25 protein-coding genes are annotated in these 21858 nt (G+C 33.0%); 9 read left to right on the top strand and 16 right to left on the bottom strand.

Annotation, left to right across the window (positions count from 1 at the left end; genetic code table 11):
• The first annotated feature begins 21 nt into the window (after window positions 1-21).
• Together P7122_RS14815 and P7122_RS14820 are read left to right on the top strand one after the other, a co-directional pair.
• Window positions 22-714 carry a carboxypeptidase-like regulatory domain-containing protein gene (locus P7122_RS14815; protein ID WP_278006580.1) on the top strand — a complete coding sequence of 231 codons (693 nt, stop codon included), beginning with the start codon at window positions 22-24 and terminating at the stop codon, window positions 712-714.
• Window positions 692-1375 (top strand): putative outer membrane beta-barrel protein, encoded by a 684-nt coding sequence (locus P7122_RS14820; protein ID WP_278006581.1) that lies wholly within the window; start codon window positions 692-694, stop codon window positions 1373-1375. The genes P7122_RS14815 and P7122_RS14820 overlap by 23 nt, the downstream gene beginning before the upstream one ends.
• A 17-nt stretch (window positions 1376-1392) precedes the next feature.
• On the opposite strand, the gene P7122_RS14825 is transcribed toward P7122_RS14820, so the two are convergent.
• Both P7122_RS14825 and P7122_RS14830 read right to left on the bottom strand, forming a co-directional pair.
• On the bottom strand, window positions 1393-2340 hold the full coding sequence (locus tag P7122_RS14825) for an early set domain-containing protein (RefSeq protein ID WP_278006582.1): 948 nt from the start codon (window positions 2338-2340) through the stop codon (window positions 1393-1395).
• On the bottom strand, window positions 2337-3311 hold the full coding sequence (locus P7122_RS14830) for a pepsin/retropepsin-like aspartic protease family protein (protein ID WP_278006583.1): 975 nt from the start codon (window positions 3309-3311) through the stop codon (window positions 2337-2339). Before P7122_RS14830 ends, P7122_RS14825 begins: the two co-directional genes overlap by 4 nt.
• A gap of 88 nt (window positions 3312-3399) precedes the next feature.
• Here P7122_RS14830 and P7122_RS14835 point away from each other — a divergent pair, with 88 nt between their 5' ends.
• A complete protein-coding gene (locus tag P7122_RS14835) occupies window positions 3400-4020 on the top strand; it encodes an L-threonylcarbamoyladenylate synthase (protein WP_278006584.1) in 621 nt (206 codons plus the stop codon).
• Here the strand turns inward: P7122_RS14835 and P7122_RS14840 are convergent.
• Window positions 4006-5217, bottom strand: a complete 1212-nt coding sequence (locus tag P7122_RS14840; RefSeq protein WP_278006585.1) for a multidrug effflux MFS transporter — start codon at window positions 5215-5217, stop codon at window positions 4006-4008. The two genes, P7122_RS14835 and P7122_RS14840, sit on opposite strands and share 15 nt — an antisense overlap.
• Window positions 5218-5300: 83 nt before the next feature.
• Here P7122_RS14840 and P7122_RS14845 point away from each other — a divergent pair, with 83 nt between their 5' ends.
• The 4 genes from P7122_RS14845 (at window position 5301) to P7122_RS14860 (ending at window position 9658) form a co-directional block, all read left to right on the top strand.
• Window positions 5301-5747, top strand: a complete 447-nt coding sequence (locus P7122_RS14845; RefSeq protein ID WP_278006586.1) for a DinB family protein — start codon at window positions 5301-5303, stop codon at window positions 5745-5747.
• A gap of 2 nt (window positions 5748-5749) precedes the next feature.
• The gene (locus tag P7122_RS14850; RefSeq protein ID WP_278006587.1) at window positions 5750-6280 is read left to right on the top strand and encodes a GNAT family N-acetyltransferase; all 531 of its coding nucleotides are present in this window, start codon (window positions 5750-5752) and stop codon (window positions 6278-6280) included.
• Between the two features lie 313 nt (window positions 6281-6593).
• Complete coding sequence (locus P7122_RS14855) at window positions 6594-7868, top strand: ribonucleotide-diphosphate reductase subunit beta (RefSeq protein WP_278006588.1); 1275 nt, start codon at window positions 6594-6596, stop codon at window positions 7866-7868.
• 2 nt (window positions 7869-7870) lie between these two features.
• On the top strand, window positions 7871-9658 hold the full coding sequence (locus P7122_RS14860; protein WP_278006589.1) for a ribonucleoside-diphosphate reductase subunit alpha: 1788 nt from the start codon (window positions 7871-7873) through the stop codon (window positions 9656-9658).
• A gap of 75 nt (window positions 9659-9733) precedes the next feature.
• Here P7122_RS14860 and P7122_RS14865 read toward each other — a convergent pair whose 3' ends face one another.
• From P7122_RS14865 to P7122_RS14890, 6 genes are all read right to left on the bottom strand, one after another.
• A complete protein-coding gene (locus P7122_RS14865; protein ID WP_278006590.1) occupies window positions 9734-11275 on the bottom strand; it encodes an acyl-CoA carboxylase subunit beta in 1542 nt (513 codons plus the stop codon).
• Between the two features lie 6 nt (window positions 11276-11281).
• Window positions 11282-12721, bottom strand: a complete 1440-nt coding sequence (gene accC, locus P7122_RS14870; RefSeq protein WP_278006591.1) for an acetyl-CoA carboxylase biotin carboxylase subunit — start codon at window positions 12719-12721, stop codon at window positions 11282-11284.
• Window position 12722: 1 nt separating this feature from the next.
• A complete protein-coding gene (locus tag P7122_RS14875; RefSeq protein ID WP_278006592.1) occupies window positions 12723-13199 on the bottom strand; it encodes an acyl-CoA carboxylase biotin carboxyl carrier protein subunit in 477 nt (158 codons plus the stop codon).
• A 126-nt stretch (window positions 13200-13325) separates the two neighbouring features.
• Window positions 13326-14003: a PrsW family intramembrane metalloprotease gene (locus tag P7122_RS14880; RefSeq protein WP_278006593.1), complete on the bottom strand. Its 678-nt coding sequence runs from the start codon at window positions 14001-14003 to the stop codon at window positions 13326-13328.
• Window positions 14000-14557 (bottom strand): NUDIX hydrolase, encoded by a 558-nt coding sequence (locus tag P7122_RS14885; protein ID WP_278006594.1) that lies wholly within the window; start codon window positions 14555-14557, stop codon window positions 14000-14002. Before P7122_RS14885 ends, P7122_RS14880 begins: the two co-directional genes overlap by 4 nt.
• Window positions 14558-14670: 113 nt before the next feature.
• Entirely contained in the window at window positions 14671-15759 is a 1089-nt protein-coding gene (locus P7122_RS14890; protein WP_278006595.1) for a M42 family metallopeptidase, read from the bottom strand.
• A 123-nt stretch (window positions 15760-15882) separates the two neighbouring features.
• On the opposite strand from P7122_RS14890, the gene P7122_RS14895 reads away from it, so the two are divergent.
• Complete coding sequence (locus tag P7122_RS14895; RefSeq protein ID WP_278006596.1) at window positions 15883-16575, top strand: DUF4294 domain-containing protein; 693 nt, start codon at window positions 15883-15885, stop codon at window positions 16573-16575.
• Window positions 16576-16578: 3 nt separating this feature from the next.
• Complete coding sequence (gene trhA, locus P7122_RS14900; RefSeq protein WP_278006597.1) at window positions 16579-17208, top strand: PAQR family membrane homeostasis protein TrhA; 630 nt, start codon at window positions 16579-16581, stop codon at window positions 17206-17208.
• Here the strand turns inward: trhA and P7122_RS14905 are convergent.
• The 7 genes from P7122_RS14905 to P7122_RS14935 form a co-directional block, all read right to left on the bottom strand.
• The gene (locus P7122_RS14905; protein ID WP_278006598.1) at window positions 17196-17672 is read right to left on the bottom strand and encodes a DUF1572 family protein; all 477 of its coding nucleotides are present in this window, start codon (window positions 17670-17672) and stop codon (window positions 17196-17198) included. The two genes, trhA and P7122_RS14905, sit on opposite strands and share 13 nt — an antisense overlap.
• A gap of 24 nt (window positions 17673-17696) precedes the next feature.
• Entirely contained in the window at window positions 17697-18089 is a 393-nt protein-coding gene (locus tag P7122_RS14910) for a DUF1801 domain-containing protein (protein ID WP_278006599.1), read from the bottom strand.
• Between the two features lie 3 nt (window positions 18090-18092).
• Entirely contained in the window at window positions 18093-18734 is a 642-nt protein-coding gene (locus P7122_RS14915; RefSeq protein ID WP_278006600.1) for a DUF1801 domain-containing protein, read from the bottom strand.
• Between the two features lie 121 nt (window positions 18735-18855).
• Window positions 18856-19254: a hypothetical protein gene (locus tag P7122_RS14920; RefSeq protein ID WP_278006601.1), complete on the bottom strand. Its 399-nt coding sequence runs from the start codon at window positions 19252-19254 to the stop codon at window positions 18856-18858.
• 82 nt (window positions 19255-19336) lie between these two features.
• On the bottom strand, window positions 19337-19693 hold the full coding sequence (locus P7122_RS14925; RefSeq protein WP_278006602.1) for a hypothetical protein: 357 nt from the start codon (window positions 19691-19693) through the stop codon (window positions 19337-19339).
• Between the two features lie 656 nt (window positions 19694-20349).
• Window positions 20350-20988 carry a hypothetical protein gene (locus P7122_RS14930; RefSeq protein ID WP_278006603.1) on the bottom strand — a complete coding sequence of 213 codons (639 nt, stop codon included), beginning with the start codon at window positions 20986-20988 and terminating at the stop codon, window positions 20350-20352.
• Between the two features lie 155 nt (window positions 20989-21143).
• Window positions 21144-21806 (bottom strand): hypothetical protein, encoded by a 663-nt coding sequence (locus P7122_RS14935; protein ID WP_278006604.1) that lies wholly within the window; start codon window positions 21804-21806, stop codon window positions 21144-21146.
• Between the last annotated feature and the right edge of the window lie 52 nt (window positions 21807-21858).

The following is a 21858-nucleotide window of genomic DNA, read 5'->3' on the forward strand; positions in this document are numbered from 1 at the left end:
TCTAAAAATAAACTTTTCATTATGCCCAAAAGGCTTCATTTTGCGATATGGTTAATGCTAGTCGCTGTTTTTAGTTGCGAAGACACAATAATAGAGGATAATATTAGAGTTTTGGTGCATGGTAGTGTTGTGGACCAAAATGCAGAACCAATTACAAATGCAAGCATTAAAGTTTATGCAGACGCAGATGCTTTTGGTGCAGACCGAGTACTTTTAGGAGAAGGTGTTAGTGATGCTTCAGGAAATTTTAATATAACGTCTTTATTTGGACCAAATGAATTGTTTCTTGTAGACGTTTCTTCAGGCGATCAATATTCTACTTACCGTTATCAAACCAATACAGAAGAGTTTACTCCTGGTGATCTTACTTTTAATTTACAAACTGTAGCGTTAAAAGAGATGACCAATTTTACTTATAATATTATAAGAGAAAGTGGTGAAGGCAACACCTTGTACTATAGATTTACATACTTAGATGCCAATTGTACAGAGGTTTATGAAGAAGGTGCTTTAAGCGATTCTCTTAGTTATTGCAATACTACAAGAGTTACGGGTTCTACTTTAGATGATGCATCTCCTAATGCAGAAAATATAGGTTTTATAGTGCCATTACAATCTCAGGTTGAGTTCTCTTACCGTCTTAATGAAGGTGAAGAAATTTCTGAAATAATAACTATTAATTCAGCTGACTATGCGTTTCAATTTAGCTACTAAGATTTTAATTATTCTTGTTTTTGGTTTTCAGCTGAATGCTCAAAACGATAGTATAAGCCAAAATAAAAAAACATCAAAGGTTCCTGTTTTGTATGATGAAGAACGTCAATATTTTGGTGCTATGTCACTAACATATCAGAGTCCGATGCCTTATGGTAACAATTTTATAGGTAAAGGTTTTGAAGGTAATGGAGGTTATAATTTTAAATTTCAGGTTTTTATATTCAAAAACTTCTTTGTTGGTTTTAGTTATGGTTTTAGTGATTTTAATACTACAAATACCGAATTAATTGGTAATTATACAGAGAGTACTGTAGAAGAAATCTCAGGTATTTTGGGTTATGAGTTTCTTCCGTTACCTAAAGTTAGGTTAGGAGTTAATACTTCGGTCTTTGGAAACGCTACTTTAACAAATTCAATTCAATCTGGTTATGGCAATAGAGATTTTGGTAAGCTAAGAAATTTTGGTGTAACACTAGAGTATGAGTTTGTTAGAAATCTAAATGTATTGTTAGAATACAATTGGCGAAAAATAAAATCTGAGATTGAGGTGCCGAATGAATTAAAATCTTTTTTTGAAGAAGGAACTTATAATACCTTAAATATTGGATTGAAGTTTAATTTTGGAGGTTCAGCGTTTACAGAAAAGCTATCGTTTTAGTACCTAATAACAATATATCATTTTACCATACAAACAGAATTGATGTTGCCATCATTATCGTATTCTTTTACGGTATTTGTTGGGTCTGTAATCCATTTTCCGTCTACGATAAATTTATAATGGTATTTTCCGCCAGATAATCTTTTGTTGTAAACCCAGCAATCATCTACTTTAGTCATTTTGTATTCATCTTCTGTCCAGTCGTTAAAATCTCCACTGAGAATTACCGTTTCTGCGTTTTTAAATTCGCAAAGTCTAAAAGTTACATTTTTTTGAACATCAATAACAGAGTTATAACCGCCAAATTCGTTTTCAACTTTTGAAGGATTTTGAGGGTCTACAATCCAAAGGTGTCTGTCTATTATAAATTTGTATTGATAAATATCTGGTTTTAGTTGTAAGGTTACTTCCCAGCCATCTTCGGTAGGTTTCATTTTAAAACCAGTTTCGTCCCAACGGTTAAAGGTGCCACTGAGAATAACACGATCAGCGTCTTTGTAGCCTTTTAGCTTAAAAGTAACATTACCATAATCTGTAGCAAATGCACTGTAAAGCTTGAGGTTGTAGGTCATAAGCCTTTGACCACCATAATCTCTGGCATCTACAATATTTTCAAAATCAGAAGAAGGTTCTGCCCAATGAAACCCATTAACAACAAACTTAAACTCCCAATCAAAGTCTGATGTAAAAATGGATAGATCCTTTTTTAGTTCATAGATAGAATCACTGACTTTGTTCATTCTCCATTCGTCATTGTCTCTAGTCCAATCATTAAATTCGCCAGATACACATACAAAATCTATGTCATCACCATTATTTTTTATATTGGGATAATCATTAACATTGAATATAAATGTAAGATTGTCGCCTTTAATTTTATAACCCTTTTGGTTTTGTGAGTGTATACTAATGGTTATAAATAAAAGCCCTAAAAAAGGGAGTAGTATCTTGTTTTTTATGATCAAGGTTCTGTAATAGGATTGGCAATAAAATAGAGCCTTTTTTTCCTGTAATTGATTATTGTTCTCTTTTGTATGAAGAATTCAAAACCTAAAACACCATCTAAATTAGTACCAAAAGCCGAGTTCATTTTTTTTAGATTGGTAAGTACTGTTTTCATAGGGCCAAAGTAAATTGAATCATTCAGTTTTACTCTGTACAATTTTCCTGCCAAAACCTTTTTTTGCTTACCACTGGCTCCTGTAAGTTTTAATTCTCTACTTGGGTAAAAATAATCTAAAATTTCTGAATCAAGGTTTTTATTAAGCTGATTGTACTCTGCGGCTGTATCTAATCCAAATTTTACTTTTTTGTCACCAACGTAAGCATCTAATATAATGGTATGCTTTTTTAGAGTAAAATCTATACTGTCTTCAATGGTTTCTGCATAGACTTTGTCAGAAAGTTTGTTTCCTTTTTTGTCTATTTTGGTAAGTGTTAATTGGTTAAGGTGCATGTCTATAAAGATTTCAAAATCTTTAAGAACACTATAGCCAATAATGCCAAGGAGTTTAATTCTTTTGGTCTTTTCTATGTGTGATAAATCTATAACGTCGGCATCAAGCTTTTCAAGGTTTATATCATTTATGCTAAGTAAGTTGAGGTGTTTTTCTTTTACATCTTCAATATTATCATTAACACCACTTTTTTGCGTTCCGTCATCACCATATTTTCGTGTTGGCTTAAAGTGGATACTATTTAAAATGAGAGTTTCGGAGCCAGTATCTATAATAAAGTCACCAATTTCATCTAAAATTTCTACTTCAACAACAATGAGTTGGTCAATGACTTTAAAAGGAATACGCGTTGTAGAAGCGTTAACAAATTCTGCTTTGGTAAAAAAGATAGGAGGAATATCCTTTATAGGCTTGTCTTCGGTAGCAAACATAGTTGCAGAAAACAAGAATGCGATTAGTATTTTGATTGATTGATTCATACTATATAAGACTGTAAGTTAAGGTATAATGTTACAGCTTTAAAAAAAAAAATTATTCTTTTTTTGCTTTTATATGTATCTTTAATTTATGGCAGAGTTTATAAAATTATATCCTGAGAACCCAAACCCAAGAGCTGTTCAGAAAGTTGTTGAGGTTTTAAAAAGAGGTGGTTTAGTCATTTACCCAACTGATACTGTGTATGGTTTAGGTTGCGATATTACCAATATAAAAGCGCTAGAGCGTATAGCTCAGATAAAGGGCGTGAAACTTGAAAAGTCTAATTTTTCGTTTGTTTGTGAGGATTTGAGCAATCTTAGCGATTACGTAAAGCAAATAGACACTTCTACATTTAAAATTTTGAAACGTGCTCTACCAGGTCCTTATACCTTTATTTTGCCAGGTTCTAAAAGTTTGCCAAACCCTTTTAAAAAACGAAAAACCGTAGGAATTAGAGTACCTGATAATTCAATTGCTTTGGCTTTAGTTAGTGCTTTGGGTAATCCAATAGTATCAACATCTATAAGAGATGAGGACGATATTATAGAGTACACTACAGACCCAGAATTAATTTTAGAAAAATGGGATAATCTGGTTGATATTGTTATCGATGGAGGCTACGGAGGCAACGAAGCTTCTACAATTATAGACCTATCTAATGATTCGCCTGAAGTTATAAGAGAAGGAAAAGGAGCTTTAGATATTTTTTAGAATTGTTTTTGCTTTGGCGCTAATAGAATAAAAAAGCACTAAAGAAATAATTCCACATACCAAGAAACCAATAAATAATGGTGTTACAGACTCCTTTACAAAACCACCTATAAAATTAGCAATAGGCACAGCCATAACTGTTGATATAAAACCGTTTAGAGCAGAGCCAATACCAGCTATATGTCCCATAGGTTCCATAGCTAAAGCACGAAGATTACCAAATAGAAATGCTACGCTGGCAAATTGTAACATAAAAAAGCCTATTAAAACTTCGATACTAGGATTGCCAGAAACACCAAATAAAATAACGTAAGTAAGAGAAATGCCTATAAAAGAAAGTAAGGCAATATTAACAAGGTTTCTCATCCCAAAACGCATTACTAATGCGCTGTTAAGATAAGTAGCTAGCCCAATAGTTACAGCTAAACTTGCAAATATGTATGGAAAGTATTCACCCAAATCATATTGTACCTGAAATATTTGTTGAGCAGTACTCAGGTAAACCATAAAAGAACCAGTAATTAAACCCGAGAATAAAGTGTAAATCACAGCAGGTTTAATTCTAAAAAACTCAATTGTACCATTTTTAAATATAGCAGGTCTAAACGTTTTTTTGTGTTCGGGTTTTAGGGTTTCTTTCTGTCGTTTCCAAAACCAAAACATAATGATTAAACCAAAACCTAAATTGAAAATAAAAATAGATTTCCAACTAAAGTGTAGCATCAAAAACTGACCAAGCATAGGAGCAATAACAGGTACCAAAATAAATGTCATTACCACAACAGATAAGATTTTTGCCATATGGTCACCACTGTAAGAATCTCTAACAATAGCAATACTCATGGTTCTAGGAGAAGATAGTCCAATACCTTGTAGTGCTCTTCCTAAAATCATCATTTCAAAACTCTTGGTGGTAATACATATGTAAGATGCAATGATGAAAATAAAAAAGCCAACGTATACCATAGGTTTCCTTCCAAAGCTATCAGACAACGGACCAAAAGCTAGCTGACCAATACCTAATCCTAAAAATATAGTTGTAATCAATTTTTGATTTTCGGTGTCACCCAAACTTCCTATGTGTGCTCCAATTGTAGGTAGTGCAGGTAATACAGCGTCTATAGATAATGCTACAATAGACATTAATGCTGCCATAAGCACAATAAATTCTAACTGGGATCTGTTTTCATTTTGCATGCTGCAAAAGTAAACCAATTATTATCTACTTTTGAAGAGTTACCATACTATAACGCAACATTAACATTCAAATAACTAATACCATGTTAACAGAGGCTTTAATAAAATTGTTTAATAGAGATTTGGCCAAATTAAAAGCCGAAATACAGCTTTATAAGAAAGAGTCAAATCTTTGGATCACAGATAAAACGGTTTCTAATTCGGCAGGTAATTTGGCGCTTCATTTAGTAGGAAATCTAAATCATTTCATAGGTGCTGTTTTGGGTAATACAGGATATGTAAGGCAACGCGATTTAGAATTTTCTCTTAAAAATGTACCTTTAGCTGAAGTGCTAAAGCAAATAGACGATACTACAGTTGTAATAGAAAACACATTAAGCAAGTTGTCTCAACAAGATTTGCAAAAAGAATATAGAAGAAATCCGTTTGAAGATTATATGACCACGGAATTTTTTTTAATGCATCTGGCAATGCATTTAGCTTATCATTTAGGACAAATTAATTATCACAGACGTTTATTAGATTATTAAATATGAAATTCAAAAACTTTACAATAAGACTTCTTCAACCAAATGAAGGCAAAGCATTTTTTAATCTTATAGAGAATAACAGAAGTCGTCTAGAGGATTTTTTTGCAGGTACAGTATCTAAAACAAAAACCTTAGAAGATACACTTTTGTATTGTGTAGAAATACAAAAAAAAATTAAAGATTTTAGCTATTTACCTTATATGATAACAGATATTAATACAGGTGAATTTATAGGTCTTGTAGATGTAAAAAACATTAATAAAGATTTACCTAAAGCAGAGTTGGGATCATTTATAGATCATCGATATGAAGGGAAAGGAGTAGTAACTGATGCAACAAAACTAGTTGTAAATCATATTGTAGAAGAATACAAATTTATAAAGCTACTCTGTAGAGCTAATGCAAGAAATAAAGGAAGCATTGCTGTTATTCTTAAAAACGGCTTTGAATTAGAAGGTACAATAAGGAGAGACTATAAAACGACTAAAGGCGAAGTAGTAGATTTAAACTACTATGGAAGGGTGTTTAACTAAACATCTTGAGCAAATTAGCCACACAAAACAGTTATAATCCTATAAGAAATTTAAATGTTTTATATACAGATTGTTAAGAATTTGTTCATAAGTATTTAGGTAAAATTTTCATTATAAAATGTTCAAAACAACGGCATAAATTAACCCTTTTTTTGAAAATAATTTTTCAAATCGACGATTTCGTTGATGTATGTTCAACGTTACCTCAATGTTAATAAAAGTGTTAAAAAAAATGAAATTGTAAGCTCGAAAAAAGGAGGAATAAATTGGATATTTGACTTCGTCCAAATATTAATCTAAATACATTTTCCTCATGCAAATAACACATATCCAGAAGCGGGATTTTTCAACAAAACCATTCCAGTTAAACAAAATTACAAACGCAATTCTAAAGGCCATGACAGCACTAGAACATGGAAGTTTAGAAGATGCTGAGCGTATTTCTCAGAGCGTTTTAGATGTGTTATTAAAGCAAAAAGAAAAAGAGCCAAAGTATGTGCCAACAGTAGAAGAAATACAAGATGCTGTTGAGGATTCTTTAATGCAAAATTCATTTTTTGATGTAGCCAAAGCGTATATTCTTTACAGAGATGAACAGGCAAGAAAACGTAAGACAAACATCTTTGAAAAACGAATTAATTTAAAGCCATACGAGTACCCAGATTTGTATGAGTATGTGCCCGCAATAAGGCATTCGTATTGGATTCATACCGAGTTTAATTTTACAAGTGATATTCAGGACTTTAAAGCAGGATTGTCAGACGTTGAGCGTAGTGCAATTAAAAACACAATGCTAGCTATTTCTCAAATAGAAGTAGCAGTAAAATCATTTTGGGGAGATATTTATCACAAAATGCCAAAACCAGAAATAGGATCTGTAGGAGCAACATTTGCAGAAAGTGAAGTAAGACACCATGATGCATATTCGCACTTATTGGAAATTTTAGGTCTTAATAAAGAATTTAGAGACTTAAAGAAAAAGCCAGTAATAATGCGTCGAGTACAGTATTTAGAAAACGCTTTAAAGAATTCTAAAAGTGAAGACAACAGAGCTTATGCAGATGCAGTATTATTGTTCTCTTTATTTATAGAGCATGTATCTCTATTCTCTCAGTTCCTTATTATCATGGCTTTCAATAAGCATAAGAATGTCTTAAAAGGTGTTTCTAACGTAGTAGAAGCAACATCAAAAGAAGAGCAAATCCATGGTGATTTTGGTATAGATATCATTAAGATTATTAAAAATGAAAACCCAGAATGGTTTGATGATAACTACAATGCAACTGTGCAAGACATGTGTAGAGAAGCTTTTGATGCAGAAAGTAAAATTGTAGACTGGATTTTTGAAAAAGGAGAAATAGACTTTTTACCAAAGGCTGTTGTAAACGAATTCCTTAAAGATAGATTCAATAGATCTCTAACAAGTATTGGAATAGATTCAATTTTTGATACAGACGAAAAACTATTAGCTGAGACAGAGTGGTTTGATGATGAAATTATCGGAACCAAACATGGTGATTTCTTCGTGAAGCGATCAATCAACTACAGCAAAAGAACCCAAAGTATAACCAGTGATGACCTTTTTTAAAAATGATAGAACAAAACCAGATTAGTGGCTTAAATAGCACAGAGAATAAAACAGAAAACGAATTAATAAATGCAAGAAAAAAGTCGTTACAGCAAATAAAGACTAAAACCGATGGTGATTTTAGTTGGTTAACAGACCATAGTCGTAAATTTTTAGCTTCGGGTTACTTAACAGAAGGCTTTTCGGCAGAACAACGCATTAAAGAAATAGCAGATAGAGCAGAGCATATATTAGGTATTCCAGGTTATGCGGACAAGTTTTATAATTACATGTCCTTAGGGTATTATTCATTATCCTCTCCTGTATGGTCAAACTTTGGAAAAGAAAGAGGTCTTCCAATATCTTGTTTTGGCTCGCATGTAGATGATGATATGGGTAACATACTTTATACCCAATCAGAAGTAGGTATGATGTCTAAACTTGGAGGTGGTACTTCAGGTTACTTTGGAAAAATAAGACATCGAGGTGCTGCTGTAAAAAATAACGGTCAGGCTTCAGGAGCTGTACATATTATGCAGTTGTTTGAGTCTATGGTAGATGTAGTAAGCCAAGGTTCTGTTCGTCGTGGACGTTTCTCTCCTTACTTACCAATAGATCATCCAGACATTATGGAGTTCTTAGAGATAGGAACAGAAGGAAACCCAATCCAAGAGTTAACACACGGTGTTACTGTTACTAACGATTGGATGCAAGAAATGATTGATGGTGATGTAGAAAAACGTACAGTTTGGGCAAAAGTATTACAAAGAAGAGGCGAAATGGGTTATCCATACATTTTCTTTACAGATAATGCCAACAATGGTGCAGCAGATGTATACCAAGACAAAAAGTTACCAATCTATGCAAGTAACCTATGTACTGAGATTATGTTGCCATCTAATGATGACTGGTCTTTTGTATGCTGTTTATCTTCATTAAACGTATTACACTACGAAGATTGGAAAGATACAGATGCTGTAGAAACAATGATTTATTTCTTAGATGCTATTATTACTGAATTTACAGAGAAATTAGAGCGTTATAAGAATTCTCCAAGCAAAGATGATCAGCAAACATTCCTATTTATGGAGCGTGCTTATAACTTTGCAAAAGATAACAGAGCATTAGGTTTAGGTGTTTTAGGATGGCATTCTTTACTTCAGTCTAAGATGTTAGCATTCAATAGTCAGGAGGCATTTAATTTAAATAGTGAGATCTTTAAAGTTATAAAAGAGAAATCTTACAAAGCATCTGAAGAATTAGCAGCTCAGTTTGGAGAGCCAGCAGTTTTAAAAGGCTATGGTAGAAGAAATACAACCTTAAACGCAGTAGCACCAACAACGTCTTCTGCATTTATTTTAGGACAAGTATCTCAAGGTATTGAACCAATTTGGTCTAACATCTATGTAAAAGATATTGCAAAGATTAAGACAACGATTAAGAATCCATATTTAGAAGCATTTTTAGAGTCTAAAGGTCAAAATACGACTGAAGTATGGAGAAGTATTAGAGATTACGATGGTTCTGTGCAGCACTTAGATTTTATGACTGAGGAAGAAAAAGATGTCTTCAAAACCTATTCTGAAATCGATCAGATGGATATCATTTACCAAGCGGCAAACAGACAAAATCACATTGATCAAGGTCAGTCGGTAAATATCATAGTACATCCAGATATGTCTGTAAAAGAGATTAATAAAATCCACGTTACAGCATGGAAACTAGGTTTAAAGTCATTATACTATCAGCATAGTATGAATGCAGCACAAAAGTTTAAACAAAAGAAAGAATGTGCAAGTTGTGAAGCTTAGGTTTCTAAACTAAACACTTTATATCATAAAAAAACCCGATTTTATAATCGGGTTTTTTTGTTTGTATTGTAAAAACTACAAAGGAATATTCCCATGTTTTCGGTTAGGTTTGTTAACCTCCTTGTTTTCTAGCATACTAAAAGCCTTTATTAGTTTGCGTCTTGTATTTTGTGGCAATATAACCTCATCTACATAACCACGTTCTGCAGCACTATACGGGTTTGCAAAAAGTTCAGCATATTCAGCTTCCTTTTCTTTCCATTTAGCTTCAGGATCATCAGCAGCTGAAATTTCACGTTTAAAAATAATTTCTGCAGCACCTTTTGCTCCCATAACAGCAATTTCAGCATTTGGCCACGCAAAATTCATATCAGCACCAATGTGTTTAGAATTCATTACATCATAGGCTCCTCCATAAGCTTTACGCGTAATTACAGTAACTCTCGGTACAGTTGCTTCACTAAATGCGTATAATAATTTAGCTCCGTGTACAATAATGCCATTCCATTCTTGGTCAGTTCCTGGTAAAAATCCAGGTACATCCTCTAGTACTAACAATGGAATATTAAAAGCATCACAAAAACGCACAAATCTTGCTGCTTTTTTAGAGCTATTTACATCTAATACACCAGCTAAAAACATAGGTTGGTTAGCAACAATACCAATTGATTTTCCGCCAAGTCTGGCAAAGCCTACAATGATATTTTCAGCGTGGTCTTTATGAATTTCGTAAAACGAATCTTCATCAATAATACCATTAATAACACCATGCATATCGTATGGTTTATTAGGATTATCAGGTACTACATCTATTAAGGTTTCTCTTACTTCATCTTTTAATTCAAAGTGTAAGTCTTGTGGTTTTTCTTTATTGCTCTGAGGCAAATAACTTAGTAGTTTCTTAATGTCTTCAAGGCACTCAACATCGTTTAATGAGGTTTTATGTGCTACACCAGACTTTGTAGAGTGTACACTGGCACCACCAAGTTCTTCGCTGGTGACTTCTTCGTTAGTTACAGTTTTAACAACATTTGGTCCTGTTACAAACATATAACTAGTGTCTTGTACCATGATAGTAAAATCGGTCATAGCAGGCGAATACACTGCACCACCAGCACAAGGACCCATTATAGCTGAAATTTGAGGAATTACTCCTGATGCTTGTACATTTCGGTAAAAAATATCTGCATAACCACCTAGAGAGCGTACTCCTTCTTGAATACGTGCTCCACCAGAATCGTTAAGACCTATTATTGGCGCACCAACATTAACAGCCATATCCATGATTTTGCAGATTTTTTCGGCATGAGTTTCTGAAAGGGAACCTCCAAAAACTGTAAAATCTTGAGCAAAAACATAGATTAGTCGACCTTCTACAGTACCATAACCAGTAACAACACCATCACCATAAAACTTTTGGTCTTCCATACCAAAGTCTTTAGTTCTATGTGTCACTAAAGCACCTATTTCTTCAAAAGAACCTTCGTCTAACAGATAAAGAATACGTTCTCTTGCTGTTAGTTTTTTCTTTTGATGTTGCTTATCTATTCGTTTTTGACCTCCACCTAATTTAGATAAGGCCATTTTTTCATTAAGTGTTTTTATTTTAGAACTCATAGTATCTTAATTAGGTAGTCTTAACAATTTTTGATCTTCTAAATATTGCTTTAATGCTAATTGTGCAGCAATCTCAGCTTCAGTTTTGTGTTGCGCTTCTAGCAGGCTAGGTGAGTAGTACTTTTTTACAAAGTGTGTGTCAAAGTTACCACTTCTAAAAGCTTCGTGTTCACAAACAAAACGCCCAAAAGGTAATGTTGTTTGTACACCTTTTACATGATAGTTATCTATAGCTTCTATCATAAGTTCTATGGCTTCTGCACGTGTTTTGCCATAAGTGATGAGTTTTGATAGCATGGGATCGTAATAGATTGGTACATCCATACCTTCTTCAAAACCATTATCTACTCTAATATTATTTCCGACAGGTAATTGGTACACTTCTAAGTTACCAACACTTGGTAAGAAATCGTTCATTGGGTCTTCTGCATACACACGAAGTTCTAAGGCATGACCATTAATTTTAAGGTCTTCTTGCTTAAGTGGTAAAACCTCACCACGAGCTACTTTAATTTGAAGTTCTACTAAATCTACACCAGCAATCCACTCTGAAACAGGATGCTCTACTTGTAGTCTGGTATTCATTTCAAGGAAATAGAAATTATGATCAGCATCTAAAAGAAACTCAACCGTACCAGCACCAACATAATCGCAAGCACGAGCCACATTAATAGCTGCTTGTCCCATTTTTTCTCTTAACTCTGGAGAAAGCACTGCAGAAGGAGCTTCTTCAACAACTTTTTGATGACGTCTTTGCACAGAACATTCGCGCTCAAAAACATGAACTATGTTTCCGTGCGTATCTGCCATTACTTGTATTTCGATGTGTCTGGGTGAAGCCACATACTTTTCTACAAAAACAGAGCCATCACCAAATGCTGAAGTAGCTTCGCTAATAGCACGTTTCATTTGGCTTTCAACATCAGCTTCTTTTTCAACAACACGCATACCTTTTCCGCCACCACCTGCAGCAGCTTTTATTAAGATAGGTAAGCCTATGCGTTGTGCAATTTCAACCGCTTCTTTTGGGTCTGTAACAGCATGATCTACACCTGGAACCATTGGGATATCGTAGTCTTTAACGGCATCTTTAGCCGCTAATTTGTCTCCCATCATTTTTATGGCTTTAGAACGTGGTCCTATAAAAATAACATCATTTTTTTCGCATAATTCAGCAAAATCAGCATTTTCACTTAAAAATCCGTATCCAGGATGAATACCATCAACATTAAGTGACTTAGCCACTTCGATAATTTTATCTCCTTTAAGGTACGATTGATTAGAAGGTGCTGGACCAATGCAAACGGCTTCGTCTGCAAATTTAACGTGTGGTGCATTTCTATCAGCTTCAGAGAATACTGCAACTGTTTTTATTCCCATTTTTTTTGCAGTTCGCATAACACGAATTGCAATTTCGCCACGATTGGCAACTAATATTTTTTTCATTTTATTCGAATTCGATTAAAAGTGCATTTTTTTCAACAGTATTTCCCTGGCTAACAGCAATAGATTTTATAACACCATCTCTTGGAGAGTTAATGACGTTTTCCATCTTCATAGCTTCAAGAATTAATAACGGATCATTCTCTTTAACTTCTTGCCCTTCTTCAATATTAATTTCTAAGATTAAGCCAGGCATTGGTGCTTTGATATCGTTGACTTGCTTTGCAGCACCAATTTCAAAACCTAATGCAGCAATTTGCTGATCTAAAGTATCGTTGAGTACAACATTGTAAGTATTGTTGTTTACCTTAACACTATAGGTTTTCTTGTTATAATCGGAGTTAAGAATTGTAGCTTTTACAGATTCGTTGTTTTGAATAATATGATACTCGTTTGTTGAGGTCTCAACAGCATCAAGTTGGTTTACTGCTTCTTGGGTTACTTCAAACTCAAAAGAAGCATTAACTTTTGCTTTATACATATTTAGAGGTTTATTAAACTTTGACTAAGTTAATTTTAATTGGACTTCTAAAATATGAAATAAATCAGGTTTACTAAAAGACTTTAAGGTATTATAACATTTTAAGATGTTATGAAAAGATAATACTTAATCAGTTTTGAATGTGGAATTATCTTGATGTCGACGAATAGCTTTTTTTGATAGGATTATGCCAATGATTAAGGACACAAAAGCACCAATTGAAATTCCTGGAATAAACCCTATAAATAAGAAGAAATCATAGGCTCCATGAAACAATACAGCTAAAAATAGCCCAATTATATTGAGCTTAACTCTATTGTTTGAAAACTTAGCTAAACCCATAAAATAGCCCATTAAAACTCCAAATGTAGCGTGCGCAGGCACAGCAGTAAAAGCTCTAAGAATAGCAGTACCATAACCACCTTGTATAACGTAGAGTATATTTTCTGTACAGGCAAAACCCATTGATACCATTACGGCATATATGATGCCGTCGTAGGGCTCGTTAAAGGCTTTTTTGGGTTGAGCAAAATACTTAACAATGACGTATTTACTAAATTCTTCTGATAATGCTACAACTACAAATGCTTGAATAAATTGTTGCCAAATACTGTACTCGTCTGTGATAGGAAGAAATCGTCCTGTAAAAATATAAAGGATAGTTACAATAATAATGCTAACTATTGCACCAAATAGAAAATTAGCAATTAAAAGACCAACCGGTTCTTTTTCATATTTATCATGAAAATAAATGTAGATTATTATTGTGAATATAGGTGCTACAGCACAAAGAATTAAGTTCATAGTTCTAGTTGGGCTTTTATTGCATCTAAGATAAAATTATAATAAGACTTGTTGGTTGGTATAAAGTGATTGTTTGTTTCACTGTTGGCTAACAATTCTTCAAACGCTTTAAAAGTTACTAGTTTTATAGCTTCAACTTCTTCGTCTTGAGGTGTTAAATCTTCGATGTTTGCTGTAAGTTCAGCAATATATACCTGATGAAATTCATTGTCTTGAATAGTTCCGTTAGCATAAGAACTTTCATAAAGCTTAGTGCCAATTTTAGTTAAGTCTTTAGCTTCTAAGGCAAAACCAAGCTCTTCTTTGGTTTCTCTAATGGCAGCTTGAGTAAACGATTCGCCAGCATCAATATGTCCTGCTGCAGAAACATCCCAAAGCAGTGGATGAATAGATTTTTTATGAGACCGTTGTTGTAAAAGAATTTCGCCTTTTTTGGTATAAAGCCACAGGTGAATAGTGTTATGGTACCAACCGTTTTTATGCGCTTCAGATTTAAGTGCTGTTTTACCAGTTGGTTCTCCTGTTGGAGTGACTATATCAATATATTCGTCCATATAAAAAATGAAGACGGTCTGAAAAAAAATATAATTGTCATTCTGAATTAATTTTCAGAATCTGAAACGAGTTCAGATAGACAACACAAAAGGCTTTTCAGACCGTCTTTTAATTATTTAAAATAACTAAACGTTTCTCCGTCTTCAATCTTTAGAAGCGTTTCGTAAATAAGCTTTATCACGTTTTCAACATCGTCTTTATGAACCATTTCTACAGTGGTATGCATATAGCGTAATGGTAAAGAGATTAGGGCAGAAGCTACACCACCATTGCTATATGCAAAGGCATCTGTGTCTGTACCTGTAGCTCTAGATAATGCTGCACGTTGAAAAGGAATTTTCTTTTCTTCAGCTGTATCTGTTATTAAATCTCTAAGCTTTTGTTGCACAGCAGGAGCATAAGCAACAACAGGACCATCCCCAATTTTTGCTAAACCTTGTTTTTTAGGGTCTATCATAGGTGTTGTAGTATCGTGGGTTACGTCTGTAACAATAGCAACATCTGGCTTAATAGTTTGTGTAATCATTTCAGCACCACGCAATCCTATTTCTTCTTGTACAGAATTTGTGATGTACAGCCCGAATGGTAATTTATTTTTGTTTTCGTGAAGTAGTCGAGCTACTTCAGCAATCATAAAACCTCCCATTCTGTTGTCTAGTGCTCTACAAACAAATTTGTCGTTATTTAAGATGTGGAATTCATCAGGATACGTAATAACACAACCTACATGAACACCCATTTTTTCAACCTCTTCTTTATCTGCAGCACCTATATCTATGCAAATGTTGTCTGGTTTTGGCGCTTCTTCTTTGGCTCTGTTTCTGGTATGTATTGCTGGCCAACCAAAAACACCTTTTACAATGCCGTTTTTGGTATGGATATTAACCACTTTACTAGGAGCTATTTGATGATCGCTACCTCCATTTCTTATCACATACAACAAACCATTATCAGAGATGTAGTTAACGTACCAAGAAATTTCATCAGCATGTCCTTCTATAACAACTTTGTATTTAGCTTTTGGGTTTATTACTGCAACAGCAGTTCCGTAAGTGTCTGTAATAAATTCATCTACATACGGTTTTAGGTAATCCATCCATATTTTTTGCCCTTCCCATTCATAACCTGTAGGCGAGGCATTATTTAAATATTTTTCTAAAAAGTCCATAGACTTTTTATTGAGTAATTGCTTTTTAGCCATTCGTAAAAATTTTTCTTAAAAATAATAATATTAATATGATTTTAGGGTTAAGGAAGTAATAATTGTTAATTTTGAATTCTCTGAAATTTGTGGTTTGGAACAGTTTTAGATATCAATTTCAATATGAAGTATATAACTTACATAATGTTGCTGTTTTCAGCTTTAGTTTTTGCTCAGGAAGATCCTGTGGAGCAAGATTCTACAGCGGTACATTATATGATTATTGAAGGAGATTCTATTCCTGTAACCGAAGTAGAGTTAGATGAAGTGTTAATGCTTCCTAATCTTAGTTTTGAAGACAGAAAAGCACGCATTAGATATATTGTTTTAAGACGAAAAACTCTAAAGGTTTTTCCGTATGCTAAATTAGCAGCAGAACGTTTAGAAACCTTACAAAAACGCTTAGATCTGTTAGAGCGAAAACGCGATAGAAAAAAGTATGCAAAGGTTATACAGAGGTATATTGAAGATGAGTTTTCGGCAGAATTAAAAAAGCTAACAAAAACTGAAGGTCAAATACTAGTAAAGCTTATACATAGACAAACAGGAAAAACAACTTTTGATCTTATTAAGGAACTGCGGAATGGTTGGCGTGCCTTTTGGTTTAATAGTACGGCAAAATTATTTAATATTTCTTTGAAAAAAGAGTTTGATCCTTTGGCCGTAGAAGAAGACTATTTAATTGAAGATATTTTACAGCGCGCTTTTCAAAATGGCATATTAGAAAAACAAGAACCAGCATTTGAAATAGACTATTATGCCTGTGTAAATAAATGGTCTAAACCCAAAAAGAAATCATCTAACAAATCTGAATAGCACATGCGTACACAAACCAAACTAGAGGAACAACTAAATGCTTGGTCTCATGGTATTGGTGCAGCCTTAGGAATTGCCGCTTTAGTTTTACTCATCATTTTTTCTGATAACAATACAAAACCTTGGAGTCTTTTTAGTGTTATTGTTTATGGTGTTTCTGTAATCATTTTGTTTTTAGCATCAACATTTTATCATGCTGTAAAAGGTGAGAAGCGCAAACACTATTTTAGAATTGTAGATCATATAAGTATATATCTACTTATTGCTGGCACTTACACTCCTGTACTATTAGTTTTACTTAGAGATAGTTTAGGATGGCCTTTGTTTTGGGTAGTTTGGGGAATTGCAGCTTTCGGGTTGATTTTAAAGCTTTTCTTTACAGGTAGGTTTGAGTTGTTTTCTACACTATTATACCTTGTAATGGGATGGTTAATTGTTTTTGATTATTCTAACCTCGCAGAAGCAATAGGACCAACTGGAGTATTGTGGTTATTTGCAGGTGGTTTGTTTTATACTGTTGGTATAGTTTTTTACGCTATTCAAAAGATTCCTTATAATCATGTTATATGGCATTTGTTTGTGCTTGGTGGAGCCATTTGCCATTTTTTTATGATTTTTAATCATGTGATATAAGACGATTCAATCATCTTTTTTATCAGTACAATTTGCCCAAGATGGTAATAAGCATGTTCTATTAAGCCATCGATATTGCGTTGGTAGTTGCCATATTTTTTATCTACAAATGGGTTTTTGAGTTCAGAATCTGATAAATCACTGATGTGCTGAATTAATTCTTCGGTGTCTTTCCAAAATAGATTTTGAAACGATTTCCATTGTTTTTGTGATGTTATAGGAGGAAAATCAAAACTAAACTTGTCTCTTATTTCTAAGTTGCCGCTAATAAAAACGTTTTTTATACCAGACACATAGTAGTGTATGTGTTGCGTTAAAATTGCTATGGTATTTAGCGATTTAACTTGTTTGTTGGCAATGGTATAATCTAAGTTTTCTATTTGATCTTTAATGTTAGTGTTAGCGATCCATCTGCCGTTTAAAATAACTTCTCCAAGTCTGTTGGCTAGTTGGGTTGAGTTCATAAATATTCAAGAATGTTTCTTTAATTATTTGAGTCTAAGTAACACACCTTTGCGTTTATAGATATTTTTATAATCCCATTGAATTAATTTAGACTTTTCAATCCAACGGTTTAAGTCTTCGAGATTAATCTCATCTATAGAAGTATAGAGCTTAGATGCGTCTTTAAATTTTCCGGTTCCAGGTTTTAAACCTTCTTCTTCAAAGCTTGCGCCACTCCAAAACATAAGTTGTATACCAGCTTTAAGTTTACTGTAACCTACAATAGGATTACCTTCTAAAAACCATACAGGATGTCTGTGCCAAATTTTGTTTTCGGCATTAGGTAATAATTGATAAAGAATAGTAGACAATTGCTCACAGATTTCTCGTGCTCCATCTTCTTGGTTTTGATTATAAAGTGTAATGTCAGAGTTCATCTTCTATGCGTTTAATTGCTTATGAGAGCCATCGCAATTTGGTTTTCGTTTAGAGAGTCCGCAGGTACAATCTGTTAGTCCATAGCCATCTAAAATACGTTGCTTGTTATTTTCTATCCGATTGGTTTTGGTTTTAGATTGTTTGGCTTTGTTAAAGAATAGCAAGTATCCTTTTTGTCTTCCTGGAGTTAGGTTGCTAAATGCATTTTTAAAGTCATTATCATTTTGAAACTGCTCTTCTAATTCAGCAGGTATATCGTAATCTGAAAGTGCCTTGTAGGTTACTTTTTGTCCTGATTTTTCAACCTCAATAGCTTCAAAAATATAGTGCTTAATTATGGTTGAAAGGGTTTTAATTTCATTGAGTTTTGTAAACCTTATTTGTCTGCTGGCTTGTATGTTTTCTGTAGGTTGAATTAGAATACCTTCTGTGTCTTTTAACAAACTGCCTTTTAAAAATGAAATGGCACAGTAATCTTTAAAATCGTGAATGATAACTACGTTTTTATTTTTATAAGTATAACAAGGATGTTTCCATTTGTAAGCTTCTGTTAAGTTACAATTTAGTACAATTTTGCGCAGTAGTGTCAATTCTTCTTGCCATCTGTTTAAATTGTCTAAATACGCAGTAACTTTAGGATTCATGTGGTTTATGATTTACTTACCAATAGTTTTAAAATAAAAAGTATAAGTCTCTAATATGGTTTTTTTAAGTGATTGAAAGATAGTTAATAGATTTATAATTATAGCAGACAAAATTTATTGTTTATATATCATAGTTCTCATTTATATCAATTCCCCAACTCAACTTTTGGGCATGATTAGAAAACATATCTTGTATATAACTGTAATTTTTAATATCCTCTAATCGTATGGGTCTAATTTCAAATCTAGGTGCATGTCCACCTGTATTAAAGAAGCCAATATAAAATCGATTAGTAAACCTGCTTCTGTAAATATGAATATTAAGCATTGAGCACACTTTTGCAATTTGAATATAAGGCTCAAAGTTTAGTCGGTATTTAATAAAATCATCATAGGTTTTATCTTCTATGTATCTTGTTTTTCGATAACTGCTTAGATCAATATAAAAGTTGCATTGATGAGAATTAAAAAGCTTATCAAGTTGCTGCTCAGATGTTATTTCATTTATGGTTAATGTCAATTTTTAATTGATTTTTTTATGTTATGGGTAGTACTAAATAAGGAATTCCGTTGTAATGAGTTATAAACGTTGTTATGTGCGTTTATGACCGATCCTTCTGTTTTTTAGCATTAAACAAATGAAAAAAAGCACCAACTAAAAACAAAACTCCTATTATAGTCGTAAATCCAAGTACTTTTTTGGTAAGAACTTCATATAGAATAAAAGCGGAACCCATTAACCCATAGAGTAGCGCATATCTTAAATATGCTCCAACAGCAGTATTCTTAGATCTTGTGTTTTTGTGAATCAATTGATTTACTAGAGTAACTTCTTCAACACAAGAGTTGGTACATGCTATTCCATTAGGTAGTTCTGTTAAACATTCATGACATATTCCTTTATTGCAGTTTTTACAAATTCCAACGGATTCTGAATTAGGATGGTTAAAACATTTCATAGAGAGTTTACTGTTCTTAATTGTGTATTGAGGCGTTTAATATATGGTAAGTTGGGCAGAAAATAAGCAATTACTTTCGGTTTAGTCACAAGCCAAATCTTTTTATTTCGTTTTAATTTTTCTCTTTTAATACCAAATCAAAAGATTTGGCGTCTTTGCAAACAGACAAAACAATCTTTGGATTAAGCACTAATCGCTCAATTTGCTAAATATCGTGTTGTATGCAGTTTGTTTTTCATGCTTTGTTTAATGAAGTGAACTAACAGCTGTAAATATTGCTATTATTATAGCTATTGGTATAAATCCAACCAAGAATCCATATGTCAGTGGTTTTTTTTTTTTTCTTTTAATTAGAAAACTCAGAGTTGAAATTATCACAATGCCAACATATAGAGGTAACCTGTCATTTAATAAATCAGTCAAATAAATTGAGACCGTAAAAAGACCTACTGAAAGTATAAGACCTAGTATAAATTTTAAGATTACTTTTAAATTTATTGAGTTCACTTTAATTACATATATCGGTCTCGTATAACCGTCAGTTACGGGATTAAAGTTAATAATTTTCGGTTAAGCACTGACGTTAGCAATTCCGAGAGGATTCGGACGTAGTCGAATCCGCCGTAATTGCGGTTATACATTGTTTTAGTGCGTTTTTATTTCCAAAATTCCCACCAATTTCCTTTCTCAACCGTTTTATTTTTCTCTTTGTAATTATTCTTTTCTAAATCAGTTCTATTGTCAATATATTCCAATTTTCCAAACTCATTCGTTTGTCCGATTAGTTTTATTTTTCCATTTTCTATCCAGTTTAAAACTTTCTCAATTTCAAGAATAATATCTGGATAGCATTTGTTTAATAAAGTTTCTTTTTGTGTTTCAGTCAGTTCGTCAAAGGTTTCTGCTTTGTAGTAACTATATGGACATTCTAAAAGCAAACCATATTCGAATGCTAAATTGTCCATAAAATCATAACCTTTACAATACATAGAATAAAAATTTCGTATCGATTTCGAGTAGTTTTCAGTTCGGTTTTTTGCTTTTAACAAATCTTTCGTGATTTTCCACTTTTCAATGTCGCTTTGACTTATTTGATTTTCAATAAGTTTTTTTAATTCGGGATGTGCATTTTTTTGTTTGTAATTGAAAGAAAGAAGTTCGTAATAGAAATTCGGATTTAAGTTTTCCTTTAATTCGGTTGATTTATAAACCCATTTTTCAAAATTCGGCAGAAGTCCTTTTTCTGACCAAACTTTATATAATTCATCTTGTATGTTTCTTGAAATTTCGCTCATTTATCAAATGCACTACAACGGTCTCGTATAACCATCAGTTACGGGTTAAAGTAAGCAAATTTTTTGGTTTAGCACTGGCGTTAGCAATTCCGAGTGGATTCGGACGCAGTCGAATCCACCGTAATTGTGGTTATACATTGTTACCACACGTTTTTTTATTCCAACTCTGTCAATGTATGTTTTAATTCAGTTTTGTGGAATGTCCTTAATTCTATCGTTTTTTCTTTTTTGTTTTCAATTAAGTAAGGAACATCTCCGTCCAAAAATAAGATGTCAAATCCTTTGTGTTTAATTCGTTCCCAGCGAGATGTTTTAAATCTTGAGTCTTTATTTGATTTTCTCTCAAAAGTTGAGTCGGTTACAAAGTAAATAGTGTCTTGAAAGATTTCATTTTTCCAAGAAAATCTTTTTCCAGTCAGTTCAGCTTTTTGGTTGTTCTTATATTTTTCTGACAACTTTCTGTAAATATGCAAAAAGTTATTATTTGGAATTTTTACAACTAATGAATCTGCGTTTACTTTTATAATTTCATAATATTCTAAAGGGTTATCCTCTGAATATTCATCATTAAAGACAATATTGTCAGAAAAAAGATTTCTTTTACTTTCTCTAATTTGGTCAGTTCCAAAATCTCTGTACGAACCTTGAGCATAAACTTTGTTGTTTTCAAAAGTTATTAAATTTTGGATTGGAAAAATTATATCTGAATTAGTTGATGAAGAATAGTCTCCAATCCAAGTTCCTTTCAGGTTTTTGTCAGTTTGACAAGCAGATAGTAAAAGGACTAAAATTAATGATATGTATGCTGTTTTTCTCAAATGTGTGGTAACGGTCTTGTGTATGATTAGTTGCGGGAAAGGACGCAATCAT

The sequence above is a fragment of the Winogradskyella marincola genome (genome assembly GCF_029624125.1).
Classification (GTDB): domain Bacteria; phylum Bacteroidota; class Bacteroidia; order Flavobacteriales; family Flavobacteriaceae; genus Winogradskyella; species Winogradskyella marincola.